The organism is Actinoplanes sp. NPDC049548 (genome assembly GCF_040676695.1).
Lineage (GTDB): Bacteria > Actinomycetota > Actinomycetes > Mycobacteriales > Micromonosporaceae > Actinoplanes.
The window spans coordinates 180,789-200,969 of sequence record NZ_JBFAPM010000007.1; the positions used below are offsets into that span (position 1 = coordinate 180,789).

At 71.7% G+C, this 20,181-nt stretch carries 20 protein-coding genes and 2 pseudogenes; 17 read left to right on the forward strand and 5 right to left on the reverse strand.

The annotated features are described in order from the left end of the window. Nucleotides 1–34 precede the first annotated feature (34 nt). Nucleotides 35–514 carry an HIT domain-containing protein gene (locus AB0J80_RS16450; RefSeq protein ID WP_364705659.1) on the forward strand — a complete coding sequence of 160 codons (480 nt, stop codon included), beginning with the start codon at nucleotides 35–37 and terminating at the stop codon, nucleotides 512–514. A 1-nt stretch (nucleotide 515) separates the two neighbouring features. Here the strand turns inward: AB0J80_RS16450 and AB0J80_RS16455 are convergent, their stop codons facing one another. From AB0J80_RS16455 to AB0J80_RS16465, 3 genes are read right to left on the reverse strand one after another with little or no spacing between them, the layout of a single operon-like run. Beyond that, entirely contained in the window at nucleotides 516–1,781 is a 1,266-nt protein-coding gene (locus AB0J80_RS16455; RefSeq protein WP_364705368.1) for an ABC transporter substrate-binding protein, read from the reverse strand. Further along, nucleotides 1,778–2,926, reverse strand: coding sequence for a GGDEF domain-containing protein (locus AB0J80_RS16460; RefSeq protein ID WP_364705370.1), 1,149 nt, complete (start codon nucleotides 2,924–2,926; stop codon nucleotides 1,778–1,780). The genes AB0J80_RS16455 and AB0J80_RS16460 overlap by 4 nt, the downstream gene beginning before the upstream one ends. 37 nt (nucleotides 2,927–2,963) lie before the next feature. Continuing rightward, a complete protein-coding gene (locus tag AB0J80_RS16465; RefSeq protein ID WP_364705372.1) occupies nucleotides 2,964–3,536 on the reverse strand; it encodes a TetR/AcrR family transcriptional regulator in 573 nt (190 codons plus the stop codon). 53 nt (nucleotides 3,537–3,589) lie between these two features. Between AB0J80_RS16465 and AB0J80_RS16470 the strand changes: the two genes are divergently transcribed. Then, a complete protein-coding gene (locus tag AB0J80_RS16470; protein WP_364705373.1) occupies nucleotides 3,590–4,786 on the forward strand; it encodes an FAD-dependent monooxygenase in 1,197 nt (398 codons plus the stop codon). Between the two features lie 3 nt (nucleotides 4,787–4,789). Here AB0J80_RS16470 and AB0J80_RS16475 read toward each other — a convergent pair whose 3' ends face one another. Further along, nucleotides 4,790–6,940 (reverse strand): elongation factor G-like protein EF-G2, encoded by a 2,151-nt coding sequence (locus AB0J80_RS16475; protein WP_364705375.1) that lies wholly within the window; start codon nucleotides 6,938–6,940, stop codon nucleotides 4,790–4,792. A gap of 280 nt (nucleotides 6,941–7,220) precedes the next feature. On the opposite strand from AB0J80_RS16475, the gene pgsA reads away from it, so the two are divergent. From pgsA to AB0J80_RS16515, 8 genes are all read left to right on the forward strand, one after another. Beyond that, nucleotides 7,221–7,874, forward strand: coding sequence for a phosphatidylinositol phosphate synthase (gene pgsA / locus AB0J80_RS16480; RefSeq protein WP_364705377.1), 654 nt, complete (start codon nucleotides 7,221–7,223; stop codon nucleotides 7,872–7,874). Beyond that, complete coding sequence (locus AB0J80_RS16485; protein WP_364705379.1) at nucleotides 7,871–8,761, forward strand: phosphatidylinositol mannoside acyltransferase; 891 nt, start codon at nucleotides 7,871–7,873, stop codon at nucleotides 8,759–8,761. The genes pgsA and AB0J80_RS16485 overlap by 4 nt, the downstream gene beginning before the upstream one ends. 13 nt (nucleotides 8,762–8,774) lie before the next feature. Continuing rightward, nucleotides 8,775–9,929, forward strand: a complete 1,155-nt coding sequence (locus AB0J80_RS16490; protein WP_364705381.1) for a glycosyltransferase family 4 protein — start codon at nucleotides 8,775–8,777, stop codon at nucleotides 9,927–9,929. 25 nt (nucleotides 9,930–9,954) lie between these two features. Beyond that, entirely contained in the window at nucleotides 9,955–10,488 is a 534-nt protein-coding gene (locus AB0J80_RS16495; RefSeq protein ID WP_364705382.1) for a hypothetical protein, read from the forward strand. A gap of 104 nt (nucleotides 10,489–10,592) precedes the next feature. Further along, nucleotides 10,593–11,501, forward strand: a complete 909-nt coding sequence (gene pdxS, locus AB0J80_RS16500; protein ID WP_364705384.1) for a pyridoxal 5'-phosphate synthase lyase subunit PdxS — start codon at nucleotides 10,593–10,595, stop codon at nucleotides 11,499–11,501. Nucleotides 11,502–11,696: 195 nt separating this feature from the next. Beyond that, nucleotides 11,697–12,302: a pyridoxal 5'-phosphate synthase glutaminase subunit PdxT gene (gene pdxT / locus AB0J80_RS16505; protein ID WP_364705386.1), complete on the forward strand. Its 606-nt coding sequence runs from the start codon at nucleotides 11,697–11,699 to the stop codon at nucleotides 12,300–12,302. A gap of 19 nt (nucleotides 12,303–12,321) precedes the next feature. Next, nucleotides 12,322–13,074, forward strand: a complete 753-nt coding sequence (locus tag AB0J80_RS16510) for a YebC/PmpR family DNA-binding transcriptional regulator (protein ID WP_364705388.1) — start codon at nucleotides 12,322–12,324, stop codon at nucleotides 13,072–13,074. A gap of 40 nt (nucleotides 13,075–13,114) precedes the next feature. Next, on the forward strand, nucleotides 13,115–13,657 hold the full coding sequence (locus AB0J80_RS16515; protein WP_364705390.1) for a Uma2 family endonuclease: 543 nt from the start codon (nucleotides 13,115–13,117) through the stop codon (nucleotides 13,655–13,657). Nucleotide 13,658: 1 nt separating this feature from the next. Here the strand turns inward: AB0J80_RS16515 and AB0J80_RS16520 are convergent, their stop codons facing one another. After that, a complete protein-coding gene (locus tag AB0J80_RS16520) occupies nucleotides 13,659–14,189 on the reverse strand; it encodes a hypothetical protein (RefSeq protein ID WP_364705392.1) in 531 nt (176 codons plus the stop codon). Nucleotides 14,190–14,310: 121 nt separating this feature from the next. Between AB0J80_RS16520 and ruvC the strand changes: the two genes are divergently transcribed. The 7 genes and pseudogenes from ruvC to secD all read left to right on the forward strand — a co-directional run bounded on the left by ruvC (nucleotide 14,311) and on the right by secD (nucleotide 20,180). Next, entirely contained in the window at nucleotides 14,311–14,853 is a 543-nt protein-coding gene (ruvC, locus tag AB0J80_RS16525) for a crossover junction endodeoxyribonuclease RuvC (protein WP_364705660.1), read from the forward strand. After that, nucleotides 14,853–15,455: a Holliday junction branch migration protein RuvA gene (ruvA, locus tag AB0J80_RS16530; protein WP_364705394.1), complete on the forward strand. Its 603-nt coding sequence runs from the start codon at nucleotides 14,853–14,855 to the stop codon at nucleotides 15,453–15,455. The genes ruvC and ruvA overlap by 1 nt, the downstream gene beginning before the upstream one ends. Further along, nucleotides 15,452–15,649: pseudogene (locus AB0J80_RS16535) on the forward strand (Holliday junction branch migration DNA helicase RuvB); the annotation flags it as partial. The gene ruvA and the pseudogene AB0J80_RS16535, both read left to right, overlap by 4 nt. Before the next feature lie 27 nt (nucleotides 15,650–15,676). Then, nucleotides 15,677–16,465 (forward strand): annotated as a pseudogene (locus AB0J80_RS16540) (LAGLIDADG family homing endonuclease); the annotation flags it as partial. Nucleotides 16,466–16,570: 105 nt separating this feature from the next. Next, nucleotides 16,571–17,518: a Holliday junction branch migration DNA helicase RuvB gene (gene ruvB, locus AB0J80_RS16545; RefSeq protein WP_364705661.1), complete on the forward strand. Its 948-nt coding sequence runs from the start codon at nucleotides 16,571–16,573 to the stop codon at nucleotides 17,516–17,518. 134 nt (nucleotides 17,519–17,652) lie between these two features. Continuing rightward, on the forward strand, nucleotides 17,653–18,048 hold the full coding sequence (gene yajC / locus AB0J80_RS16550) for a preprotein translocase subunit YajC (protein WP_364705396.1): 396 nt from the start codon (nucleotides 17,653–17,655) through the stop codon (nucleotides 18,046–18,048). A 212-nt stretch (nucleotides 18,049–18,260) separates the two neighbouring features. After that, complete coding sequence (secD, locus tag AB0J80_RS16555; protein ID WP_364705398.1) at nucleotides 18,261–20,180, forward strand: protein translocase subunit SecD; 1,920 nt, start codon at nucleotides 18,261–18,263, stop codon at nucleotides 20,178–20,180. The last annotated feature ends 1 nt before the right edge of the window (nucleotide 20,181 follow it).

The following is a 20,181-nucleotide window of genomic DNA, read 5'->3' on the forward strand; positions in this document are numbered from 1 at the left end:
GGACGGTCTCGAGCGGCTGTGGACGCCGCATCGGATGGCGTACATCTCGGGAGAGGACCGGCCTGAGGGCGGGTACGAGCAACCGGACGGCTGCCCGTTCTGCGTCGCGCCGGGGCTGGCCGAGGGCGACAGCCTGGTCGTGGCGCGGGGCGAGGCCGTGTTCGTGGTCCTCAACCTGTACCCGTACAACCCGGGGCACCTGCTGGTCTGCCCGTACCGGCACGTCGCCGACTACACCGACCTGACCGGTCCCGAAACCGCCGAGCTGGCCGCGTTCACCCAGCGCGCGATGCGGGTGATCCGGCGGGCCAGCAGCCCGCACGGCTTCAACCTCGGCATGAACCAGGGCGCGGTGGCCGGCGCGGGCATCGCGGCCCACCTGCACCAGCACGTGGTGCCGAGGTGGGGCGGCGACGGGAACTTCATGCCGGTGATCGGTCGGACCAAGGTGCTGCCGCAGCTGCTCGGCGACACCCGGGAGCTGCTCGCCAAGGCGTGGGTGGCGCTGAGCTGACTCAGCGCGCGTTCCTCGCCGCGGCGACGGCCTCCCGCCAGCCCTGGTCGGCGGGGAGCCGGCCGAGCTCCACGGCGCTGAGCTTGTCCTCCACCACGACGCGGACGGCCGCGTTGTGCAGGCCGATGTACTGCGTCGGCTTGCGCGACGCGGCGGCCGTGAAGATCTGGCCGACCGGGGCCTGGGAGAAGAACTCGCTGCGGAAACCGGTCACCGCCGGATCGTCGTAGAGGGCCGGCAGCGACGGCAGGTTCCCGGTCTCCAGGAAGATGAGACGCTGTTGGTCCGGCGCCGTGAGCCAGGCGGCCAGCTCGTACGCCTCCCGCGGGTGGGCGCTCTGCTTCGGTACGGCCAGCCACGAGCCGCCCCAGTTGCCGCCGCCTCCGCCCGGCACCGCCGTCACGTCCCACTGCCCGCGGGTCGCCGGAGCGCTCTGCTGGATGAAGCCGAGCGCCCAGGCGGGGCACGTCATCGTCGCGAACCGGCCGGCCTGCAGCGCCGCGAACCACTGGGCGCTGTACGACACGTACTTCGCGGACTCACGGGCCGCCAGCATCTCGACCGTCAGGTTCCAGGCCCGCCGTGCCCCCGGTGCGGTCTCGATGGTCAGGTTCTCGTCGCGGTCGAAGTAGCCGACCGGCTGCTGGGAGAGGATCTGGTTGTAGACGTTGCCGGCCGAGTCGGTCCACTGAGCCGACAGGCCCGCCTTCTGGAAGCGCCGGCCGGCGGCGATGTACGCCTCCCACGTCGGCCACAGCTTCGCCACCGAGGCGCGGTCGGACGGGAGGCCCGCGGCCTGCAGCAGGTCGGGGCGGTAGCACATCGCGAGCCCCCCGACGTCGGTGCCGAGCCCGATCTGGCGGGTGCGGTCGGCGCTCAGCGTGGCGTCCCACTTCCACGGCAGCCAGTTGGCCGCGAGGTCGCCGGCGCCCAGCTCGAGCAGGTTGACGAAGTCGCCGCCACGGTTGCGGAACTGGGTGAGGTATCCCTCCTCGAGGGCGACGACGTCGCCCGCGCCGCTGCCGGCGTCGAGTCGCTGGGCCAGCTTCGTGTGGTGGTCCTTGAAGTCGACCGTCCGCTCGACGACCCGGATCCCCGGGTGGGTGGCCTCGTACTCGCTCAGCAGGCTCTTGTAGCCGAAGTTGCCGAAGTCGTCGATGGTCAGCGTGATCCGGGCGTCCTCAGCGGCGCCGGTCCCGCACGCGGCCGTGGCGGCCACCAGGACGGCTCCCGCCATCAGCGCGGTCAGCCTGCGGAATCGGGTCATGGGGACACCACCTCGGTCCGGTCCTCGTACGCGTGCACGCCCCCGTCGGCCTTCTTGGCGCGGTACATCGCGGCGTCGGCGCGCTGCAGCAGGGTGCTCAGGTCCCGGCCGTGCCCGGGTGCGACGGCCACGCCGATGCTCACGCCCACCGCGACGGCCCGGCCCTCCACCAGCACCGGCCGGCGGATGGCCTGGTCGATCTCGGACGCGACCGCCAGGGCTCCTCTCGTACCGGTCCGGGGCAGCACGACGGCGAACTCGTCGCCGCCGAGCCGGACGGCGGTCCCGCGCCCGCCGGCCACCCGCTCGATCTGCTCGGCCACGGAGGCGAGCAGCAGGTCGCCGGCGTGGTGCCCGAGCGTGTCGTTGATCTGCTTGAACCCGTCGAGGTCCAGCACCAGCAGCGTGGCCGGCTGGTACGCGGACGCGTTCGCGAGCGCCGCCTCGGCCACCCGGCGCAGCTTCTCGCGGTTGCCGAGCCCGGTCAGCGGGTCGTGCACCGCGGCGTGGTCCTGGTCCTTCTGCCGGCGGCGCACCTGCAGCACCCCGCCGAGCGCGGCCAGGAGCACCAGCACGCCCGCGCAGTACAGCAGCCGGGTCGAGCGTCCGATGGAGGTGTCGACGTCGCCACGCGGCAGCTGGACCACGGCGAGGGCGTCCATCACGCCGTCGCCGTTCGCGTCGTACGGATAGTTCACCTCGAGCAGCGGTTCACCGGTCCCCGGTTCCTCGGTGCTGCGCGCGGTCGGCCGGTCCAGCGGCACCGACGCCCGCCGGGCGTCGTCCAGCGGTCCGGACAGCTGGTGGTCCGGATCGGCGTAGACGAGGCGGCCGTCTCCGAGCGACCAGATCATCAGTCCCCGGACCCGGCCCTTCTGCTGCAGCAGCATGAAGTCGGTGTCGACCTGCGCGCGGTTGTCCGGGTGCATCTGGTCGGTGAGGTCGGTGAGGGTGACGTTCCGGTCGATCACCAGCGAGCTGAGGATGACCACGCTCTGCAGGGCGCTGTCGACGGTTCGCGAGCGGATCTGCTCCTGCAGCGCGTAGACGCCCCCGGCCACCGTGGCGGTGACGGCGACGACCACGGCGAGCAGCACGCGCCACGAGGTCAGCGCGCGGGGCTCGGTGGAACGTCCGCGAAGCACGGGTGTGTGATCGTCACCGCACCGCCCGAGCTGAGGACTAGACCGGAACTCCGCAGATGAGGCGCAGGCCGGCGGCGAGCTGCTCGGCCGAGGGGGCGCGGGACGGGTCGGCGAGCCACTGCGTCGTCATGCCGGACATCAGCGCCAGCGCGGCCGAGCCGACCGTGCGGACGGTCCCCTCGTCGAGGTCGTCCTCGGGGCGCCCGGTGAGCAGCGCCGCCAGGCCGCGCCGGCCCTGCTCCATGCCGTCGGCGAGCTGGGTGCGCAGCTCGGGGGAGCGCTCGGCCTGGATCATCGCCTCGACGCTGGCCAGCCAGAGCTCGCGGTGGGTGCCGAGGGTGCCGATGAGCCGCCGCCAGTAGCGCACGAGGGGGTCGCCGGGCTCGTCGGGCGCTTCCGTGGCGAGGGCGGCGCCGACGGCCTCTCCCCAGTCCTCGATGGCGCTGAGCATGGCGGCGTTCATCAGGGCTCGCGTGGAGCCGTAGTGGTAGCCGATGGAGCCGAGGTTGGTGCCGGAGGCGGCGACCACGTCGCGGGCGGTCGTGGCCGCGTAGCCCTTCTCGTAGAGGCAACGCTTCGCGCCCTCGAGCAGGTCCTCACGGTGTCCCATGGCCGTCATCCTAGGCTCTATACAAATGTATAAGACGTTTGTATAGTCGACGCATGACACGTCGAGAGGTACTGATCTCGGGCGCCGGTCTGGCCGGCCCCGCCCTCGCCCTGGCCCTGCACCGGCACGGCATGCGGGCCACGGTCGTCGAGCGGGCCCCGGCCCTGCGCGACGGCGGCTACAAGGTCGACATCCGCGGCGCGGCGATCGAGGCCCTCAAGCGTCTCGGCCTGTTCGAGGCCGTGCGGGCCGCGGACACCGCGATGCGGACGGTCACCTACGTGCGGGCCGACGGCGCCCCGATCGCCGAGCTGGACGCCAACCTGCTGATGGGCCGCCGGGGCGACGACCGGGAGATCATGCGGACCGATCTCACCCGGATCCTGTACGACGCCACGGCCGCCGACGTCGAATACGTGTTCGGCGACTCGATCGCCACCGTCGACGAGCGCGCCGACGGTGTGGCGGTGACCTTCGCGAGCGGTGCCACCCGGCGCTTCGACCTGGTGGTGGGCGCCGACGGGCTGCACTCCGCCACCCGGCGCCTGGTCATGGGGGACGTGCCGCTGCGGCACCTGGGGGCGTACATCTCGATCTTCGACGTCCCGGAGGACCTCGGCCTGGACCACCAGGAGGTCTTCTTCTGCGCGCCGGGGCGGATGGTGTTCACCTACAGCACGGGCGCCGCGGCGCAGACCAAGGCCGGGCTGGTGTTCGCGTCGCCAGAACTGCCGCGGACCGCGGATCCCCGGCCGATCCTGCGGGACCGGTTCGCGGGCATGGGCTGGCGGGTCCCGGCGTTCCTCGACGCCCTCGACGGCGTCCCGGACCTGTACTTCGACTCGATGAGCCAGGTCGAGCTACCCCGCTGGTCGGCCGGGCGCGTGGTGCTGCTCGGCGATGCGGCGCACTGCCCGGCGCCCTCGTCCGGGCAGGGCACGAGCCTCGCGCTGACCGGCGCGTACGTGCTCGCGGGCGAGCTGGCCGCCGGTGCCGGGCACGAGGCCGCGTTCCGCCGCTACGAAACGGTGATGCGCCCGTACGTCGAGCGCAACCTGCACCTCGGGCGCAAGATGGCCGGCGACATGGTGCCCGGCGGCCGGTGGCAGATCGCGTTCCGCAACTACGGGATGCGGACGCTGAAGTACAACCCCTGGAAGCGGCAGATCATCGAGCAGGTCACCCGGCCGCTGCACGAGGCGGCCACCGCCATCGAGCTGCCCATGTATCCGATGGCAGCGGACGTCTGAGCCCTATTTCGCCGCGGCGTGCTCCTTGCGGACCGCATCGGCCAGGTGGGCGGGCATGGGCTCGTGCCGGGCGTACGTCCGGCTGAACGTCCCGGCCCCTGAGGTGAGCGCGCGCAGCTCGACCGCGTAGCGCACCAGCTCGGTCGCGGGCACCTCGGCGCGGACCAGGCTGTGCTCGCCGTCGGTGTCCGCCTCCGAGCCCATCGGCCGGCCGCGGCGGCCCGAGAGGTCGCTCATCACCGCACCCACGTACGCGTCCGGGACCCGGACCACGATCTCGTCCACCGGCTCGAGCAGCGTCATCTGGCCCTGCTCGGCGGCCTCGCGCAGGGCCAGCGCCCCGGCGGTCTGGAACGCGGCGTCGGAGGAGTCCACGCTGTGCGCCTTGCCGTCCACCAGCGTCACGCGCAGGTCGACGACCGGATAGCCGGCGACGATGCCGCGCTCGAGCTGGGCGCGGACACCCTTCTCCACCGAGGGGATGTAGTTGTGCGGCACGGCCCCGCCGACGACCTTGTCCACGAACTCGAAGCCCGCGCCGCGGGGCAGCGGCTCCACCTCGATGTCGCAGACGGCGTACTGGCCGTGGCCGCCGGACTGCTTCACGTGCCGGCCGTGACCCTTCGACGCGGCGCCGAAGGTCTCCCGCAGCGAGACCTTCACCGGCTCGGTGTCCAGGTCCACGCCGCCGGCCCGGAGCCGCTCCAGGACCACGTCGGCGTGGGCCTCGCCCATGCACCAGAGCACGAGCTGGTGGGTGCCGGCGTTGCGTTCGAGGCGCAGCGTCGGGTCGCCCGCCACCAGCCGCGCCAGGTTCTTGGCCAGCGCGTCCTCGTCGGAGCGGGACTTGGCCACCACCGCGATGGGTAGCAGCGGCTCCGGCATGCTCCACGGCTCCATGAGCAGCGGCTGCTCCTTGGCCGAGAGGGTATCGCCGGTCTCGGCGCTGCCGGACTTCGTGATCGCGCAGATGTCGCCGGCGATGCAGGCGGGCACCTCACGCAGCTGCGCGCCCAGCGGCGAGTAGACGTGGGCGATCCGCTCGTCGGCGTCGTGGTCGGGGTGCCCGCGCTCGGTCAGGCCGTGCCCGGAGACGTGCACGGTCAGCTCCGGGCGCAGGGTGCCGGAGAAGACACGGACCAGCGACACCCGGCCGACGTGCCGGTCGATCGTCGTCTTGACCACCTCGGCCACCAGCGGGCCGGCGGGGTCACAGGTGAGCGGCGGCCGGGGGCTGCCGTCGACGCCGGTCACCACGGGCAGGTCGTGCTCCAGCGGCGACGGGCCGCCGTTGACCAGGCCGTCGAGGAGCGCGTCCAGGCCCACGCCGGTGCCCGCGCAGACGGGGATCACCGGGTAGAAGTTGCCCCGGGCCACCGCCTTCTCCAGGTCCGGCACCAGGGTGTCGGTGCTGATCAGCTCGCCGGCGACGTAACGGTCCATCAGGGTCTCGTCCTCGCTCTCGGCGATGATCCCCTCGATGAGCAGGTTGCGGTCGTCCTGGATCGGGTTGAGGTGCTCGGGCTCGGCCTCGGCCGTACGCGGCGGGTAGCCCTGGGAGTAGTCGAGCACGCGCAGGGTGACCAGGCCGATGAGTCCGGCCACCGAGGTGCCGTCGTCGCCCAGCATGGGCTGGTAGATCGGCATGACGTTCTCGCCGAACGCCTCCTGGCAGTCCTGCAGGGTCTGGTCGTAGTCGGCGCGGGGATGGTCGAGCCGGGTGATGGCGACGGCGCGGGGCATGCCCACGGCGGCGCACTCCTCCCACAGCGCCGTGGTCGCGTCGTCCACCCCGTCGACCGCCGAGACCACGAAGAGCGCGGCGTCCGCGGCCCGCAGGCCGGCGCGCAGCTCCCCGACGAAGTCGGCGTAGCCGGGGGTGTCCAGCAAGTTGATCTTCACGCCCTCGTGCACGAGGGACGCGCAGGCGAGCGAGACGGACCGCTGCTGGCGTACGGCCGCGGGATCGTGATCGCTGACCGTGGTGCCCTCGGTCACCGACCCGGCGCGCGGGATCGTGCCGGTCGCCGCCAGCAGCGCCTCGACCAGCGTCGTCTTCCCCGCTCCGGAGTGGCCCACCAGCACCACGTTGCGTACTCTGCCGGGCTCGGTCACCACCGGCCCTGCCGCGTTGTCCTGGGTCTTCTGCGCCATCCCTGACGCACCTCCTGTCAGCCGGTCGGCGGCCATTCTTCCGGACCCGCCCGCTGCGGACGCGGCCGCCTGGTGCGATGGCGCGCCGCACCACCCGGCCCGTGCCGATGATCGTTTCCCGGCTGTTACGACGCTGTCCTTGGATCTGACACCCGCGCCCGCGCGCGGCGCAACCCCCCGTAGTCATGCGATTGCGCGAGGGCGGTCGCCTGTGACGATTCGGCGACGCGTGACCGGGGCCGTACCGCCCGTCGCCGGGCGCCGTTATGGTGGGACGGCCATGGCAAAGATCGTCAGCGTGCCCGCCCGTGCCGTCGTCGCGTACGGGGTCAACCCGACCGCCCGCCTCCTGCTGCGCCTCGGCGTCTCGCCGAACGCGGTGACTGTCGCCGGCACCGTCGGCGTGCTCGTCGGTGCCTGGTTCGGCGCCCAGGGAATGCTCTTCTGGGGCACGGTGATCGTCACCGCCTGCGCGCTCACCGACGCGCTGGACGGCACGATGGCCCGCATGCGCGGCCCGTCCGGCCAGTTCGGCGCGCTGCTCGACTCCTCCATGGACCGCATCGCCGACGGTGCCGTCTTCGCCGCCGTCGTCTACTACCTCGCGACCGAGGGGAACCCCTACGGCGGCGTGTGGGCGGCGCTGCTCAGCCTCATCGGCGGGCAGGTCGTCTCGTACGTGAAGGCACGTGCGCAGAGCCTCGGCCTGAACGCCGACGTCGGCATCGCCGAGCGCCTCGAACGCCTGCTCATCCTCGGCGTCGGCGGGCTGCTCGGCGCCGCCGGGCTGAAGTGGGGGCTGCCGGCGATGCTCTGGATCCTCGCCGTGCTGTCCCTGATCACCGTCCTGCAGCGGCTCATCCACGCGGCCCGGTCCGACCGGCCCGGCGCCACACCGCCCGCGCCGGTCGCGCCGGCGGGGGAGGCCCCGTGAAGGACCGGCTCACCGAGCTCGGCTACGCCGCCGGATGGCGGCTCGTCCGGATGCTGCCGCTGCCCGCCGCCCGCGCCGTCTTCACGACCGTCGCCGACCGGGCCGCGCGGGCCAACGGTCCGGGCACCCAGCGACTGCGCCGCAACCTGCGCCAGGTGGTCGGTCCGGACCTGAGCGACGCCGAGCTCGACGAGCTGGTACGCGCCGGCCTGCGCTCGTACGCCCGCTACTGGATGGAGGCGTTCCGGCTGCCGTCGCAGTCCAAGGAACGCTTCCTCGCCGACTTCCACCTCGAGCAGGCGGACGAGCTGCACGCGGTGCTGGCCGAGGGCCGGGGCGTGATCCTCGCCCTGCCGCACGTCGGCAACTGGGACGCGGCCGCCGCCTGGCTGGTCTCCAGCGGCCACAGGATGATCACCGTGGCGGAGCGGCTCAAGCCGGAGGGGCTGTTCGAGCGCTTCGTCGCGTACAGGGAGAAGCTCGGTATGGAGGTTCTCCCCCTCACCGGCGGGGAGCGGCCGCCGCTCGACGTGCTCGCCGAGAAGGCCACCCAGGGCTACGCCGTCGCGCTGCTCGCCGACCGGGACCTGTCCGCGCGGGGCGTGGAGGTGCAGTTCTTCGGCGGGCGCACCCGGATGCCGCCCGGGCCGGCGCTGCTCGCCCTGCGGACCGGGGCGCCGCTCTACGCCGCGGACCTGTGGTTCTCCGAGACCCGCACCGAGGCCCGGATCCGCCGCATCGAACCGGCCACCGAGGGCGCCCTGGACGTCCGGGTCAAGGAGACGACCCAGCGCCTGGCGGACGCGTTCGCCATCGGCATCGCCGAGCACCCGCAGGACTGGCACATGCTGCAGAAGCTGTGGCTCAACCAGAGCGCCCGGGTCTGAGAGGCGGGGCAGCGTGCGGATCGGGATCGTCTCGCCTTACTCGTTCGACGTGCCCGGCGGCGTGCAGAACCACATCGTCGACCTCGCGGAGGCGCTGATCGGTCTCGGTCACGAGGTGAGCGTGCTGGCGCCCGCCGACGAGGACGCGGAGCTCCCGCCGTACGTGGTGCCGGCCGGGCGGGCGCTGCCGCTGCCGTACAACGGCTCGGTCGCGCGGATCGCGTTCGGGCCGGTGTCCACCGCACGGGTCCGGCGCTGGCTGGCGCGGGGGAAGTTCGACGTCCTGCACGTTCACGAGCCGATGACCCTGAGCCTGTCGCTGCTGGCGGTGCTCTCCGCCCGCGGGCCCGTCGTGGCGACCTTCCACACCGCGATGACCCGCTCCCGCGCGCTCTCCGCCGCGCAGGGGCTGCTGCAGCTCGTGGTCGAGAAGATCACCGCGCGCATCGCGGTCAGCGAGCTGGCCCGCAAGGTGCAGGTCGAGCACCTCGGCGGCGGCGCGGTCGAGATCCCCAACGGCGTCGCGGTGGCGAAGTTCGCCTCCGCCGAGCCGCTGCCGGGCCGGCCCGGCGAGGGCGGCACGCTCGGCTTCCTGGGCCGCTTCACCGAGCCGCGCAAGGGCTTCGAGCTGCTGCGGGCCGCGTTCGTGACGCTCGCCCGGGAGCGCCCGTGCCTGCGCCTGTTGGTGGCCGGTCCCGGTGACCGCGACGACCTGTACGACGGGATCCCTGCCGACCTGCACCCGCGCGTCGAGTTCCTGGGCCTGGTCAGTGAGGAGGACAAGGCCCGGATGTTGCGCAGCGTGGACGTCTACGTGGCGCCGAACACGGGCGGTGAGTCGTTCGGCATGATCCTCACCGAGGCCATGGCGGCCGGCGCGGCGATCGCCGCCAGCGACCTCGACGCGTTCCGCCGGGTCCTGGACGGGGGCCGGGCCGGGGCGCTGTTCCCCACGGGCGACGCGGCGGCGCTCACCACCCTGCTCGGCGAGCTCCTCGACGACCCCGAACGTCGCGCTGAGCTGTCCGAGTGTGCACGCACAGTAGTTAGGACGTTCGACTGGCCCAGCATCGCCCAACGGGTCCTCGAGGTGTACGCCACGGCGATCGAGGCGACGGACGGGCGAGTTTTCGACGAAGAGTGGGCCGAACCACGGCCTGGGGCGTGACTCTCCGACACGGTGAGGCACTACGATGCCCGGCATGTGGTGGGTCCTGGGTGTGCTCGCGGTCGTCGCTCTGCTGGCGGCGTACCTCGCCTGGACGGCGCACCGCGTCGAGCGGGTCCACGTGCGCGCCCAGTCGGCGGCCCGGGCGCTCGACGCCCACCTGGTGCGCCGCGCCGCGGCCGCGGCGGTGGTCGCCGAGCGGACCGACTTCGTGGAGCTCTATGCGGCTGCCCGGCTCGCCCTCGACGCCGGGCCGGACGAGCGCGAGGCGGCGGAGAACGACCTGACCCGCCAGCTGCAGGCGGCGGCGCTCAACGGCGCCGACCCGGCCACCGCCACCCTGGTGGCCACGAGCCGCCGCGTCGTGCTGGCCCGTCAGGTGCACACCGACCTGGTCCGCGACGCTCTGACCGCGCGGCGGCGCCCGCTGGTGCGGCTGCTGCGCATGGCCCGGCACTACGAGCGGCCGCGCTACTTCGAGATCGTCGACCCGACGCCGCCGGTGCCCGTGGCGCCGCGCCCCGCCGAGCCTGCGGACCTGCGCATCCCCGCCGCCTGATCTTTGTCGTGCAGGCCACCGGGGGGTCGATTGGCCATCGGCCGGCCCGGGTGGCGAGCGTAAAATTCCTCACGAAACCCGATCTTGTGAGGAGTTCAGACACCGTGTCCGAGACCGCGCCCGACAGCCAGCCCACCACCGGTACCGCCCGCGTGAAGCGCGGGATGGCCGAGATGCTCAAGGGCGGTGTGATCATGGACGTGGTCACGCCGGAGCAGGCCAAGATCGCCGAGGACGCCGGCGCGGTCGCCGTGATGGCCCTCGAGCGGGTTCCCGCCGACATCCGCGCCCAGGGCGGCGTGTCCCGGATGAGCGACCCCGACATGATCGACGGCATCATCAACGCGGTGTCGATCCCGGTCATGGCCAAGGCCCGCATCGGCCACTTCGTCGAGGCCCAGGTGCTCCAGTCGCTCGGCGTCGACTACATCGACGAGTCCGAGGTGCTGACGCCCGCCGACTACGCCAACCACATCGACAAGTGGGCCTTCACCGTCCCCTTCGTCTGCGGCGCCACCAACCTCGGCGAGGCCCTGCGCCGGATCACCGAGGGCGCGGCCATGATCCGCTCCAAGGGCGAGGCCGGCACCGGCGACGTCTCCAACGCCACCACCCACATGCGCACGATCCGCGGCGAGATCCGCCGGCTCACCTCCCTGCCCGAGGACGAGCTGTTCGTCGCCGCCAAGGAGCTGCAGGCGCCGTACGACCTGGTCAAGGAGGTCGCGGCCACCGGCAAGCTGCCCGTCGTGATGTTCACCGCCGGCGGCATCGCCACCCCGGCCGACGCGGCGATGATGATGCAGCTGGGCGCCGAGGGCGTCTTCGTCGGCTCCGGCATCTTCAAGTCCGGCAACCCGGCCCAGCGCGCGGCCGCCATCGTCAAGGCCACCACGTTCCACGACGACCCCGACGTCATCGCCAAGGTCTCCCGCGGGCTGGGCGAGGCCATGGTCGGCATCAATGTCGAGGACGTCCCCCAGCCCCACCGCCTCGCCGAGCGCGGCTGGTAACCGTCTTCCGCACGCCGCGCCGGTCCCTGGACCGGCGCGGCTTTTCGCCACTCACGCAGAATGAAGGGTGCGGGTGGCTGTTCTGAGCCGCCAGGCTCTCGGCCGCCCGCGCCCGGCCTCGGCGGGAGCGACGGTCTGCACCATGCAACCAGGCACGACATCAAGCTCTTGACTTTGATCTGGATCGAGACCCTCATGAACATCGGAGTCCTCGCCCTCCAGGGTGATGTCCGCGAACACCTCTCCGCCCTGGCCGAGAGCGACGCCCTGGCGCGCCCGGTCCGCCGGCCGGAAGAGCTGGACGACGTCGACGCGCTCGTCATCCCCGGCGGCGAGTCCACCACCATGAGCAAGCTCGCGGTCACCTTCGGCCTGCTGGACCCGATCCGTAAGCGGATCGCCGACGGCATGCCCGTCTACGGCTCCTGCGCGGGGATGATCATGCTGGCCACGACGGTCCTGGACGGTCGGCCCGACCAGGAGTCCTTCGCCGGCATCGACATGACCGTGCGCCGCAACGCCTTCGGCCGGCAGGTCGACTCTTTCGAGGCCGCGGTGCGCATCGACGAGGTCGAGGGCGGCGATTTCCACGCCGTCTTCATCCGCGCGCCGTGGGTCGAGGAGGTCGGCGCCGACGTGCGGGTGCTGGGTCGCGTCGAGGACGGGCCCGCCGCCGGTAGGATTGTCGCCGTTCGGCAGGGGAACCTGCTCGCCACGGCTTTCCACCCGGAGCTCACCGGCGACCTCCGCGTCCACCGGTACTTCGTCGAGATGGTCCGCCACGCCGTAGACGCACGGTAGTACGACACGGAGGTTACGCATGTCCGGCCACTCCAAGTGGGCGACGACCAAGCACAAGAAGGCCGTCATCGACGCCAAGCGCGGCAAGATGTTCGCCAAGCTGATCAAGAACGTCGAGGTGGCGGCCCGTGTCGGCGGCGGCGACCCGGCTGGTAACCCCACGCTCTACGACGCCATCCAGAAGGCCAAGAAGAGCTCGGTCCCCAACGACAACATCGACCGCGCCGTCAAGCGCGGTTCCGGCCTCGAGGCCGGCGGCGCCGACTGGCAGACCATCATGTACGAGGGCTACGGCCCCAGCGGCGTGGCGATGCTGATCGAGTGCCTGACCGACAACCGCAACCGCGCGGCCACCGAGGTCCGCACGGCGCTGACCCGCAACGGCGGCACCTTCGCCGACGCCGGCTCGGTGTCGTACCTGTTCAACCGCAAGGGCGTGGTGATCGTCCCCAAGGGCGAGCACTCCGAGGACGACATCATGCTGGCCGTCCTGGAGGCAGGCGCCGAGGAGATCAACGACCTGGGCGACTCGTTCGAGGTCGTCAGCGAGCCCGGCGACCTGGTCGCGGTCCGCACGGCGCTGCAGGACGCCGGCATCGAGTACGACTCCGCCGAGTCCTCGCTGGTGCCGACGATGACGGTGCCGGTCGACGAGGAGGCCGCCCGCAAGGTCTTCAAGCTGATCGACGTCCTCGAGGACTGCGACGACGTCCAGAACATCTACGCCAACTTCGACGTCAGCGACGAGATCATGGCAGCACTTGACGCGTGACAGGTGGTCGCGTGACTAGTAGGGTGAGGAGGTGCTTGTGATGACGAGCCTCTATTTTCCGCCGATCGAGAGCATCGATGTCGAAGATCTCCTCACCCTGCCCGAAGGTTATCGCTACGAGCTGCACGCGGGAAACCTCAACATCATGACCCCATCGACCTTCTGGCATAAGGAGATGGCGGGTCGTCTGTACCTGCTTCTGCACGCGGCGGGGCTTCGGGTCTTCCAGGACCCGGGGGTGCTGGGGGATCGGCCGCGGGACTGCCGCCTTCCTGACCTCGGGGTGGTCGAAGTCCTGCCTCCCGGCTTGGCGTCCTACTCGAACTTGCCCGGGTCCGCTTACCGTCTCGTCGTCGAGATCGTGTCGGAGAGCTCGCCAAACGGCGAGTACACCGAAAAGATGGCCTGGTACGCCGAGCGTGGCATCCCTGAGTACTGGATCGTCGACCAGGCGCCCGGCTGTCCGGACGATGACGCGCTCGTCTTCGTGTACAAGCTGTCCCAGTCGGACGACAAGGCTGCCTACGCGTGCGAGCGTGAGGTGCTGCTCTCCGAACTTGAGGTGGAGTACCGCGCCCGCTAGCTCAGCCGGCGCCGGAGGCCTGGGACATGACCTGGATCATGCCGCCGACCAGGAGGATGCCGCCGCCGCAGATGCGGGCGTAGCGGTGCCAGATGTGCCTGCGGTAGGCGTGCACCCAGGCGATCTCCGCTTCCGCCACGACGCCGGCCTCGTCGCGTACCGTCGTCGGAAGCAGCGGGGCCAGCTGCTGCGCGACCGTCGTCGGTGCCGGCCGAGCGTACGTCTTCGGCGGGGGCACCACCGTGACCTCGACCGGGTAGATCTGGTCCTCGCGCCACTGCGCGGTCCGCTTCGCCAGGCGGTGGGTCAGGTAGTCGCCGCGCACGTCACGGCGCCGCAGCCGGCCCTCCCAGACCAGCCGGCGCCAGTGGCCCGCGAGGTCGGTGAGCACGTCCATCGCGAGCGAGCCCGCGGACCGGTCGCCGCCGCACAACCGCCAGGCCTCCCGGTGCAGCGGTTCCAGGCGGTCGGCGACGAACGCGAGGTAGTCCGCCGGCGGCTCGTCGTCCATCGGCGGGAACAGGTACGCCACCCCTCCATCGTCGAGTGACGCCGGTCACCGCACAAGGGGTCGATGTGCGTGTGTCGCCCGGGGCAGCCGGGTCCGGCCGTACTAGGGTGTCGAACACACGTCCGAGGTGAAGGGGGAGCTCGTGCGGGTCCTCGGCATCGACCCCGGCCTCACCCGCTGCGGCGTCGGGGTCGTCGAAGGCGTGCCCGGACGCCCGTGCAAGCTCGTCGGCTACTACGTCGTCTACACCGAGCCGGACGAGGACATCGCGCTGCGCCTGTTGCACCTCGACCGCTCGCTCGCCGAGCTCGTGGCCGAACACCGGCCCGACAGCGTCGCCGTCGAGCGGGTCTTCAGCCAGCACAACACCCAGACCGTCACGGGTACGGCGCAGGCCAGCGGCGTCGGCATCCTCGCCGGTGCGCGGGCCGGACTGCCCGTCCAGACGTACACGCCCAGCGAGGTCAAAGCGGCCGTGACCGGGTCCGGAACCGCCGGCAAGGCCCAGGTCACCAGCATGGTGACCCGCCTGCTCGGCCTCGACGGCCCACCTCGCCCCGCCGACGCCGCCGACGCGCTCGCCATCGCGATCTGCCACATCTGGCGCGGCGGCACCCGGGCCCGGCTGCAGGCCGCCGCGGTCAAGGCCGCCCGTACCCCCGTTCGCAGGACAGGAGCCCGTTGATGATCGCCAGCGTGCGCGGCGTGGTCGCCGCCATCGCCCCGGACAGCGCCGTCATCGAAGTCGGCGGGGTCGGGCTCGCCGTGCAGTGCGCGCCCGGCACGCTCGCCGGTCTCCGGGCCGGCGCCGAGACCCGGCTCGCCACCAGCCTTGTCGTGCGGGAGGACTCGCTGACCCTCTACGGCTTCGCCGACGACGACGAGAAACACCTCTTCGAGCTCCTGCAGACGGCGAGCGGCGTCGGCCCGCGACTGGCCCAGGCCGTGCTCGCCGTCCACCAGCCGGAAGCCGTACGCCGGGCGATCTCGTCCGGAGACATCGCCGCCCTGACCCGCGTCCCCGGCATCGGCAAGAAGGGCGCCGAACGCCTGGTGCTCGAGCTGCGCGACCGCATCGGCGCCGTCGCGACCGGCCCCGACGGCGTGGCGGGCGCCCTCAGCGGCGGCTGGCAGGAGCAGGTCCGCCAGGGCGTCATCGCGCTCGGCTGGTCCGCCCAGCAGGCCGACCAGGCGGTCGCCGCCGTCGCCGAGACCGTCGACGGCGAGACACCCCCGGTGCCGGTCCTGCTGCGCCAGGCGATCCGTCTGCTGGGCCGCACCCGATGAGCGACGACCTGGTCTCCCCGTACGCCGAGGACGAGGACCTGGACGCCGAGGCCAGCGTCCGCCCCCGCCGCCTCGCCGACTTCATCGCCCAGCACCGCGTCCGCGACCAGCTCGAGCTGCTGCTGAAGGGCGCGATGGGCCGCGGCACCCCGCCCGACCACATCCTGCTCTCAGGGCCGCCCGGCTTAGGTAAGCCCGTCTCGGTGGACGCCCTCGTCCTCATGAGGGACGGAACTCGACGCAGGCTGGGCGATGTGGCGGTCGGTGACTTCGTCATCACCCGTACCGGAGAGCCCGCCGAGGTGCAGGCGGTGCACGAACAGGGCGAGCTCGACTCCGTTCGGATCCGGACGGCAGCCGGTCGGGAGGTGGTCGCCGCGCCGGATCACCCCTTCTGGACGACCGAGGGTTGGGTCAAGGCCGGTGATCTCACTCCGGACGACGTGCTGGCCAACGTGCTGAGTCCCGGCACCGTCGCCGACGGCACGGAGACGGCCGACGAGTTCCGGCTGGCCGGATACATGATCGGCGACGGCTGCACCAGCAACCAGGTCACCTTCACCGGCGGGGATCCCGCAGTGCTGGACGACTTCCGCGCGACGTGTGACCGCCTCGGTTATCCGCACAACACTCGGCCCAACTCGGCACGCAGCTCGCTCATCAGGGTCTCCGATCTCAAGCCATGGCTGCGTGAGACCGGGCTGCTGGACAAGACCGCTTGGATGAAGCGAGTTCCCGAGTTCGTCTACCGCGGGGACACCTGGCAGGTCAGCGCGTTTCTGGCGGCGTACTTCGCCTGCGACGGCACGGTCAGTCGCCGGGGCAAGGATCGCTACGACGTGGTGATCGAGTTCTACAGCGTCTCCCGTGGCCTTCTCGAGGACACTCAGCATCTTTTGCTCCGGCTCGGGATCCAGTCGCGCTTGAAGCTCAAGCGAGGCCGCTACCAGGGGCATCCCCACGAATCGTGGCGACTCAGCATCACCAGTCAGGACGACGCGGCCCGGTTTGTGGAGCGAATCAGCCCGATCGGTCAGCGCGGCGAGCGGCTGCGGGAGTGGGCTCCCCGCCGGGACCGCTTCGACGAGTCTCTGGCGCCCGACCGTGTCGTCTCGGTGGAGCCCGCCGGCCTGCACGAGTGCCGCTGCCTGACGGTCGCCGGCGACCACACCTTCACGGTGAACGACCTCGTCGTGCACAACACCACGCTGGCGAACATCGTGGCTGCCGAGCTGGGTACCGGGATCCGCACCACGAGCGGTCCGGTGATCGAGCGGTCCGGGGATCTCGCCGCGATCCTGACCGGCCTGAGTGAGGGCGACGTCCTCTTCATCGACGAGATCCATCGGATCGCCAAGCCGGCCGAGGAGCTGCTCTACAGCGCCATGGAGGACTTCCGGGTCGACGTGGTGGTGGGCAAGGGGCCCGGCGCCACCGCGATCCCGCTCGACGTCGAACCGTTCACTCTGGTCGGCGCCACCACCCGCGCCGGGCTGTTGTCCGGACCCATGCGCGACCGGTTCGGGTTCGTCGCCCACCTGGACTTCTACTCGCCCGCCGACCTGGATGCGCTGCTGCACCGGTCCGCGCGGATCCTCGGGGTGCCGATCACGCCGGAGGGCGCCGCCGAGATCGCCGGGCGGTCGCGGGGGACGCCGCGTATCGCCAACCGGTTGCTGCGGCGGGTGCGGGACTACGCCGAGGTGCGTGGCGACGGTGTCGTCAACGAGGAGACCGCCAAGGCCGCCCTAACCGTGTACGACGTCGACCAGCTCGGCCTGGACCGGCTCGACCGGGCCGTGCTGCGCGCCCTGGTGGAGTCGTTCCGGGGTGGCCCGGTCGGGCTGTCGACGCTCGCCGTGGCGGTGGGGGAGCAGTCCGACACCGTCGAGGAGATGTGCGAGCCGTTCCTGGTGAGGGCGGGTCTGCTGGCGCGTACGCCGCGGGGGCGGGTGGCCACCGACGCGGGCTGGCGGCACCTCGGCAAGACGCCGCCGGAGGGCCGGGCCGGGATGCCGCACCAGCCCGACCTCTTCGCCCGGGATGGGGAATCCTCTCCGTAATGTGAACGTGACGTGTGCCGCTCGGCTCCTTCCCAGGAAGAAGGATTAGACTCGCCGCCGTCCAGCGGGACGTATATATCGCCACACCGCGCGTCCTTCGGCCGCGGCGGTGGCCCCACGGAAGGTTCCTCCTCGTGACTTTCGCAGCTCAAGCGCAGGGCGGCGGCAGTTTCATGCCGTTGCTGCTCATCGTCCTGCTCTTCGGCGTCATGTACTTCATGATGATCCGCCCCCAGCAGAAGCGCCGCCGCGAGGCGCAGGCCATGCAGTCGGCGCTGGGCCCCGGCGATGAGGTCGTGACCATCGGCGGCCTGCACGGCACCGTCGTCGCCGTCGACGACGAGGTCGTCACGCTGGAGATCCAGCCCGGTGTCAACGCCCGGTACGCCCGCCCGGCGATCGCCCGCGTGACCCGGCAGGAGGCCGTGGCGGAGGAGCCCATCGTGGCCGATGATCCCGTCGTGGCGGAGCCGGTGGCCGAGGAGCCGGTGCAGAGCCCGGTCGTCGAGACCCGCAAGAACAAGGACTGACGCCGCACGCGCGGCCCGCCCGAGGCGGGCCGCGGTGTCGCGGAATGGCAACGGGCCGCGGGGTGGGGCACCCGAACGGCCCTTTGTTGTGAATAATCGGCGCCGGGTCAATCGGCCGGACGTGTGTTCCGGTCCGGCGCCGCTTGCCCCGCCCTATCCCCACCTGCGGCCGCGCTCCCGCGGCAGCTCTCAGCACGAGGAGATCGACAGTCGTGGCACGACCACCACAGGGACAACCACATCCCGGGCGGCAACTCGCCGTGCTCGGTCTCCTCTTCGCGATCCTGTACCTGCTGGTGTTCTGGGGCCCCGGCACCAAAGGGCTCGGCTACGAGGAGCGGCTGCACCCCCGGCTCGGGCTCGACCTGATCGGCGGCACGCAGGCCACGTACCAGGCGGCCCTGCTGGCCAACGGCCAGGTGCCGAACCAGAACAGCATGGAGGAAGCCCGCAAGATCATCGATCAGCGGGTGAACGCGCTCGGCGTGACCGAGGCCGAGGTGGTCGTCGAGGGCAACCGCAACATCGTGGTGTCCGTCGCCGGTGAGGCGAACGACCAGCTCAAGAACGTCGGCCAGGCGGCCGAGATGCGGTTCCGCAAGGTGCTGAAGGCGACCGGCGACGCCGCTGCGGTGGCGGTCAACCCGCCGTCGGCCGCACCCAGCGCGGCCCCCAGCGGCAGCGCGACGCCGAAGCCGAGCGCCTCGGCCGGCGCGAAGAAGGCACCCGCCAGCGCCGTCCCGTCGGCGTCGAGCGGCGGCCAGGGCGGCGGCGAGCGGGCTCCCGCGCCCAGCGCCAGCGCCTCCGCCCCGGCGTCCGCGCCGTCCGCCGCACCGGCCCCGGCGCCGTCCGCGTCGGCGGCACCCGCGCCGGTCACCGCGGACGTCAAGCAGCAGCGCGCCGCGATCGAGAAGAAGGTCGGCGCCGCCGCGTGGGCCGCGGCCGAGAAGCTCACCGACCCGGTGGACCTGTCCACCGACCCTAAGGCGGGGCTGCCTTTCAAGGCGTTCTCGACGCTGACCCCCGAAGAGGTCAACGCGCTGAGCCCGGAGATGCAGTTCAACGTCCCGACGATCAGCTGCGACCAGCTCGAGAAGCGGCCGGCGGGCGCCATCGCCGACATCAAGTCGAAGGTGGTCGCGTGCCAGAGCGGCGCGAAGATGTACCTGGACGCCGCGAAGGTCATCGGTGAGGACATCGACACCGCGTCGCCGCAGCTGGACCAGCAGTCGGGCCAGTGGGTCGTGTCGCTGGACTTCAAGAGCGAGGGCCAGAAGAAGTGGACCGAGCTCACCCGTGAGGCGTTCCAGCCGGCGTCGAACGACACCTGCCTGACCGCCGCGCAGGCGCTGTCGACCGGTGCGACGCACTGCCTGGTCGCCGTGGTCCTGGACAAGACGGTCATCTCCGCGCCGGAGATCCAGGGCGTGCTGAGCGGCCAGTCGCAGATCACCGGGCAGTTCAACTCGGCCTCGGCGCGCGAGCTCGCCGACCAGATCAAGTACGGTGCCCTGCCGGTCACCTTCCAGCCGGTGGCGACGCAGACCGTCTCCGCGACGCTGGGCATCCAGCAGCTTGAGGCCGGCCTGATCGCCGCTGCCATCGGCATGGGTCTGGTCGCGATCTACGCGTTCTTCTACTACCGCCTGCTCGGCTCGGTCATCTTCCTGAGCCTGCTGCTCTCCGGTCTGCTGACCTTCGGGGCGCTGGTCGTGCTCGGCCGCACCACCGGGTTCACGCTGACCCTCGCCGGTATCGCCGGTTTCATCGTGTCGCTCGGTGTCGCAGCCGACTCGTTCGTCATCTACTTCGAGCGCCTCAAGGACGAGATCCACGAGGGGCGGAGTGCGCGTAGCGCCGTACCGAGGGCGTGGGCCCGCGCGCGGCGTACCATCATCTCCGCGAACACCATCACGATCATGGCGGCGCTGGTGCTGTACATCGTGTCGATCGGCGCGGTGCGGGGCTTCGCGTTCGCGCTGGGCCTCTCCACGGTCCTGGACCTTCTCGTGGTGTTCCTCTTCCGCCACCCGATCATGACGATGTTCGCGAACACCAGGGCGTTCCTGTCGCCGCGGGTCAGCGGCCTCGGCCGCGCCCTCAAGCGGACCCCGACCGAGAAGGAGGCCTGAC

Bases quoted from the DNA above. Each gene is read 5' to 3' on its own strand.
- AB0J80_RS16475 (WP_364705375.1), bottom strand. From the start codon at position 6,940: ATGGCGCAGAAGACCCAGGACAACGCGGCAGGGCCGGTGGTGACCGAG.
- ruvA (WP_364705394.1), top strand. From the start codon at position 14,853: ATGATCGCCAGCGTGCGCGGCGTGGTCGCCGCCATCGCCCCGGACAGC.
- AB0J80_RS16495 (WP_364705382.1), top strand. From the start codon at position 9,955: ATGCCCGGCATGTGGTGGGTCCTGGGTGTGCTCGCGGTCGTCGCTCTG.
- AB0J80_RS16455 (WP_364705368.1), bottom strand. From the start codon at position 1,781: ATGACCCGATTCCGCAGGCTGACCGCGCTGATGGCGGGAGCCGTCCTG.
- AB0J80_RS16470 (WP_364705373.1), top strand. From the start codon at position 3,590: ATGACACGTCGAGAGGTACTGATCTCGGGCGCCGGTCTGGCCGGCCCC.
- pdxT (WP_364705386.1), top strand. From the start codon at position 11,697: ATGAACATCGGAGTCCTCGCCCTCCAGGGTGATGTCCGCGAACACCTC.
- AB0J80_RS16450 (WP_364705659.1), top strand. From the start codon at position 35: ATGGCGTACATCTCGGGAGAGGACCGGCCTGAGGGCGGGTACGAGCAA.
- AB0J80_RS16515 (WP_364705390.1), top strand. From the start codon at position 13,115: ATGACGAGCCTCTATTTTCCGCCGATCGAGAGCATCGATGTCGAAGAT.
- pgsA (WP_364705377.1), top strand. From the start codon at position 7,221: ATGGCAAAGATCGTCAGCGTGCCCGCCCGTGCCGTCGTCGCGTACGGG.
- AB0J80_RS16510 (WP_364705388.1), top strand. From the start codon at position 12,322: ATGTCCGGCCACTCCAAGTGGGCGACGACCAAGCACAAGAAGGCCGTC.
- AB0J80_RS16465 (WP_364705372.1), bottom strand. From the start codon at position 3,536: ATGGGACACCGTGAGGACCTGCTCGAGGGCGCGAAGCGTTGCCTCTAC.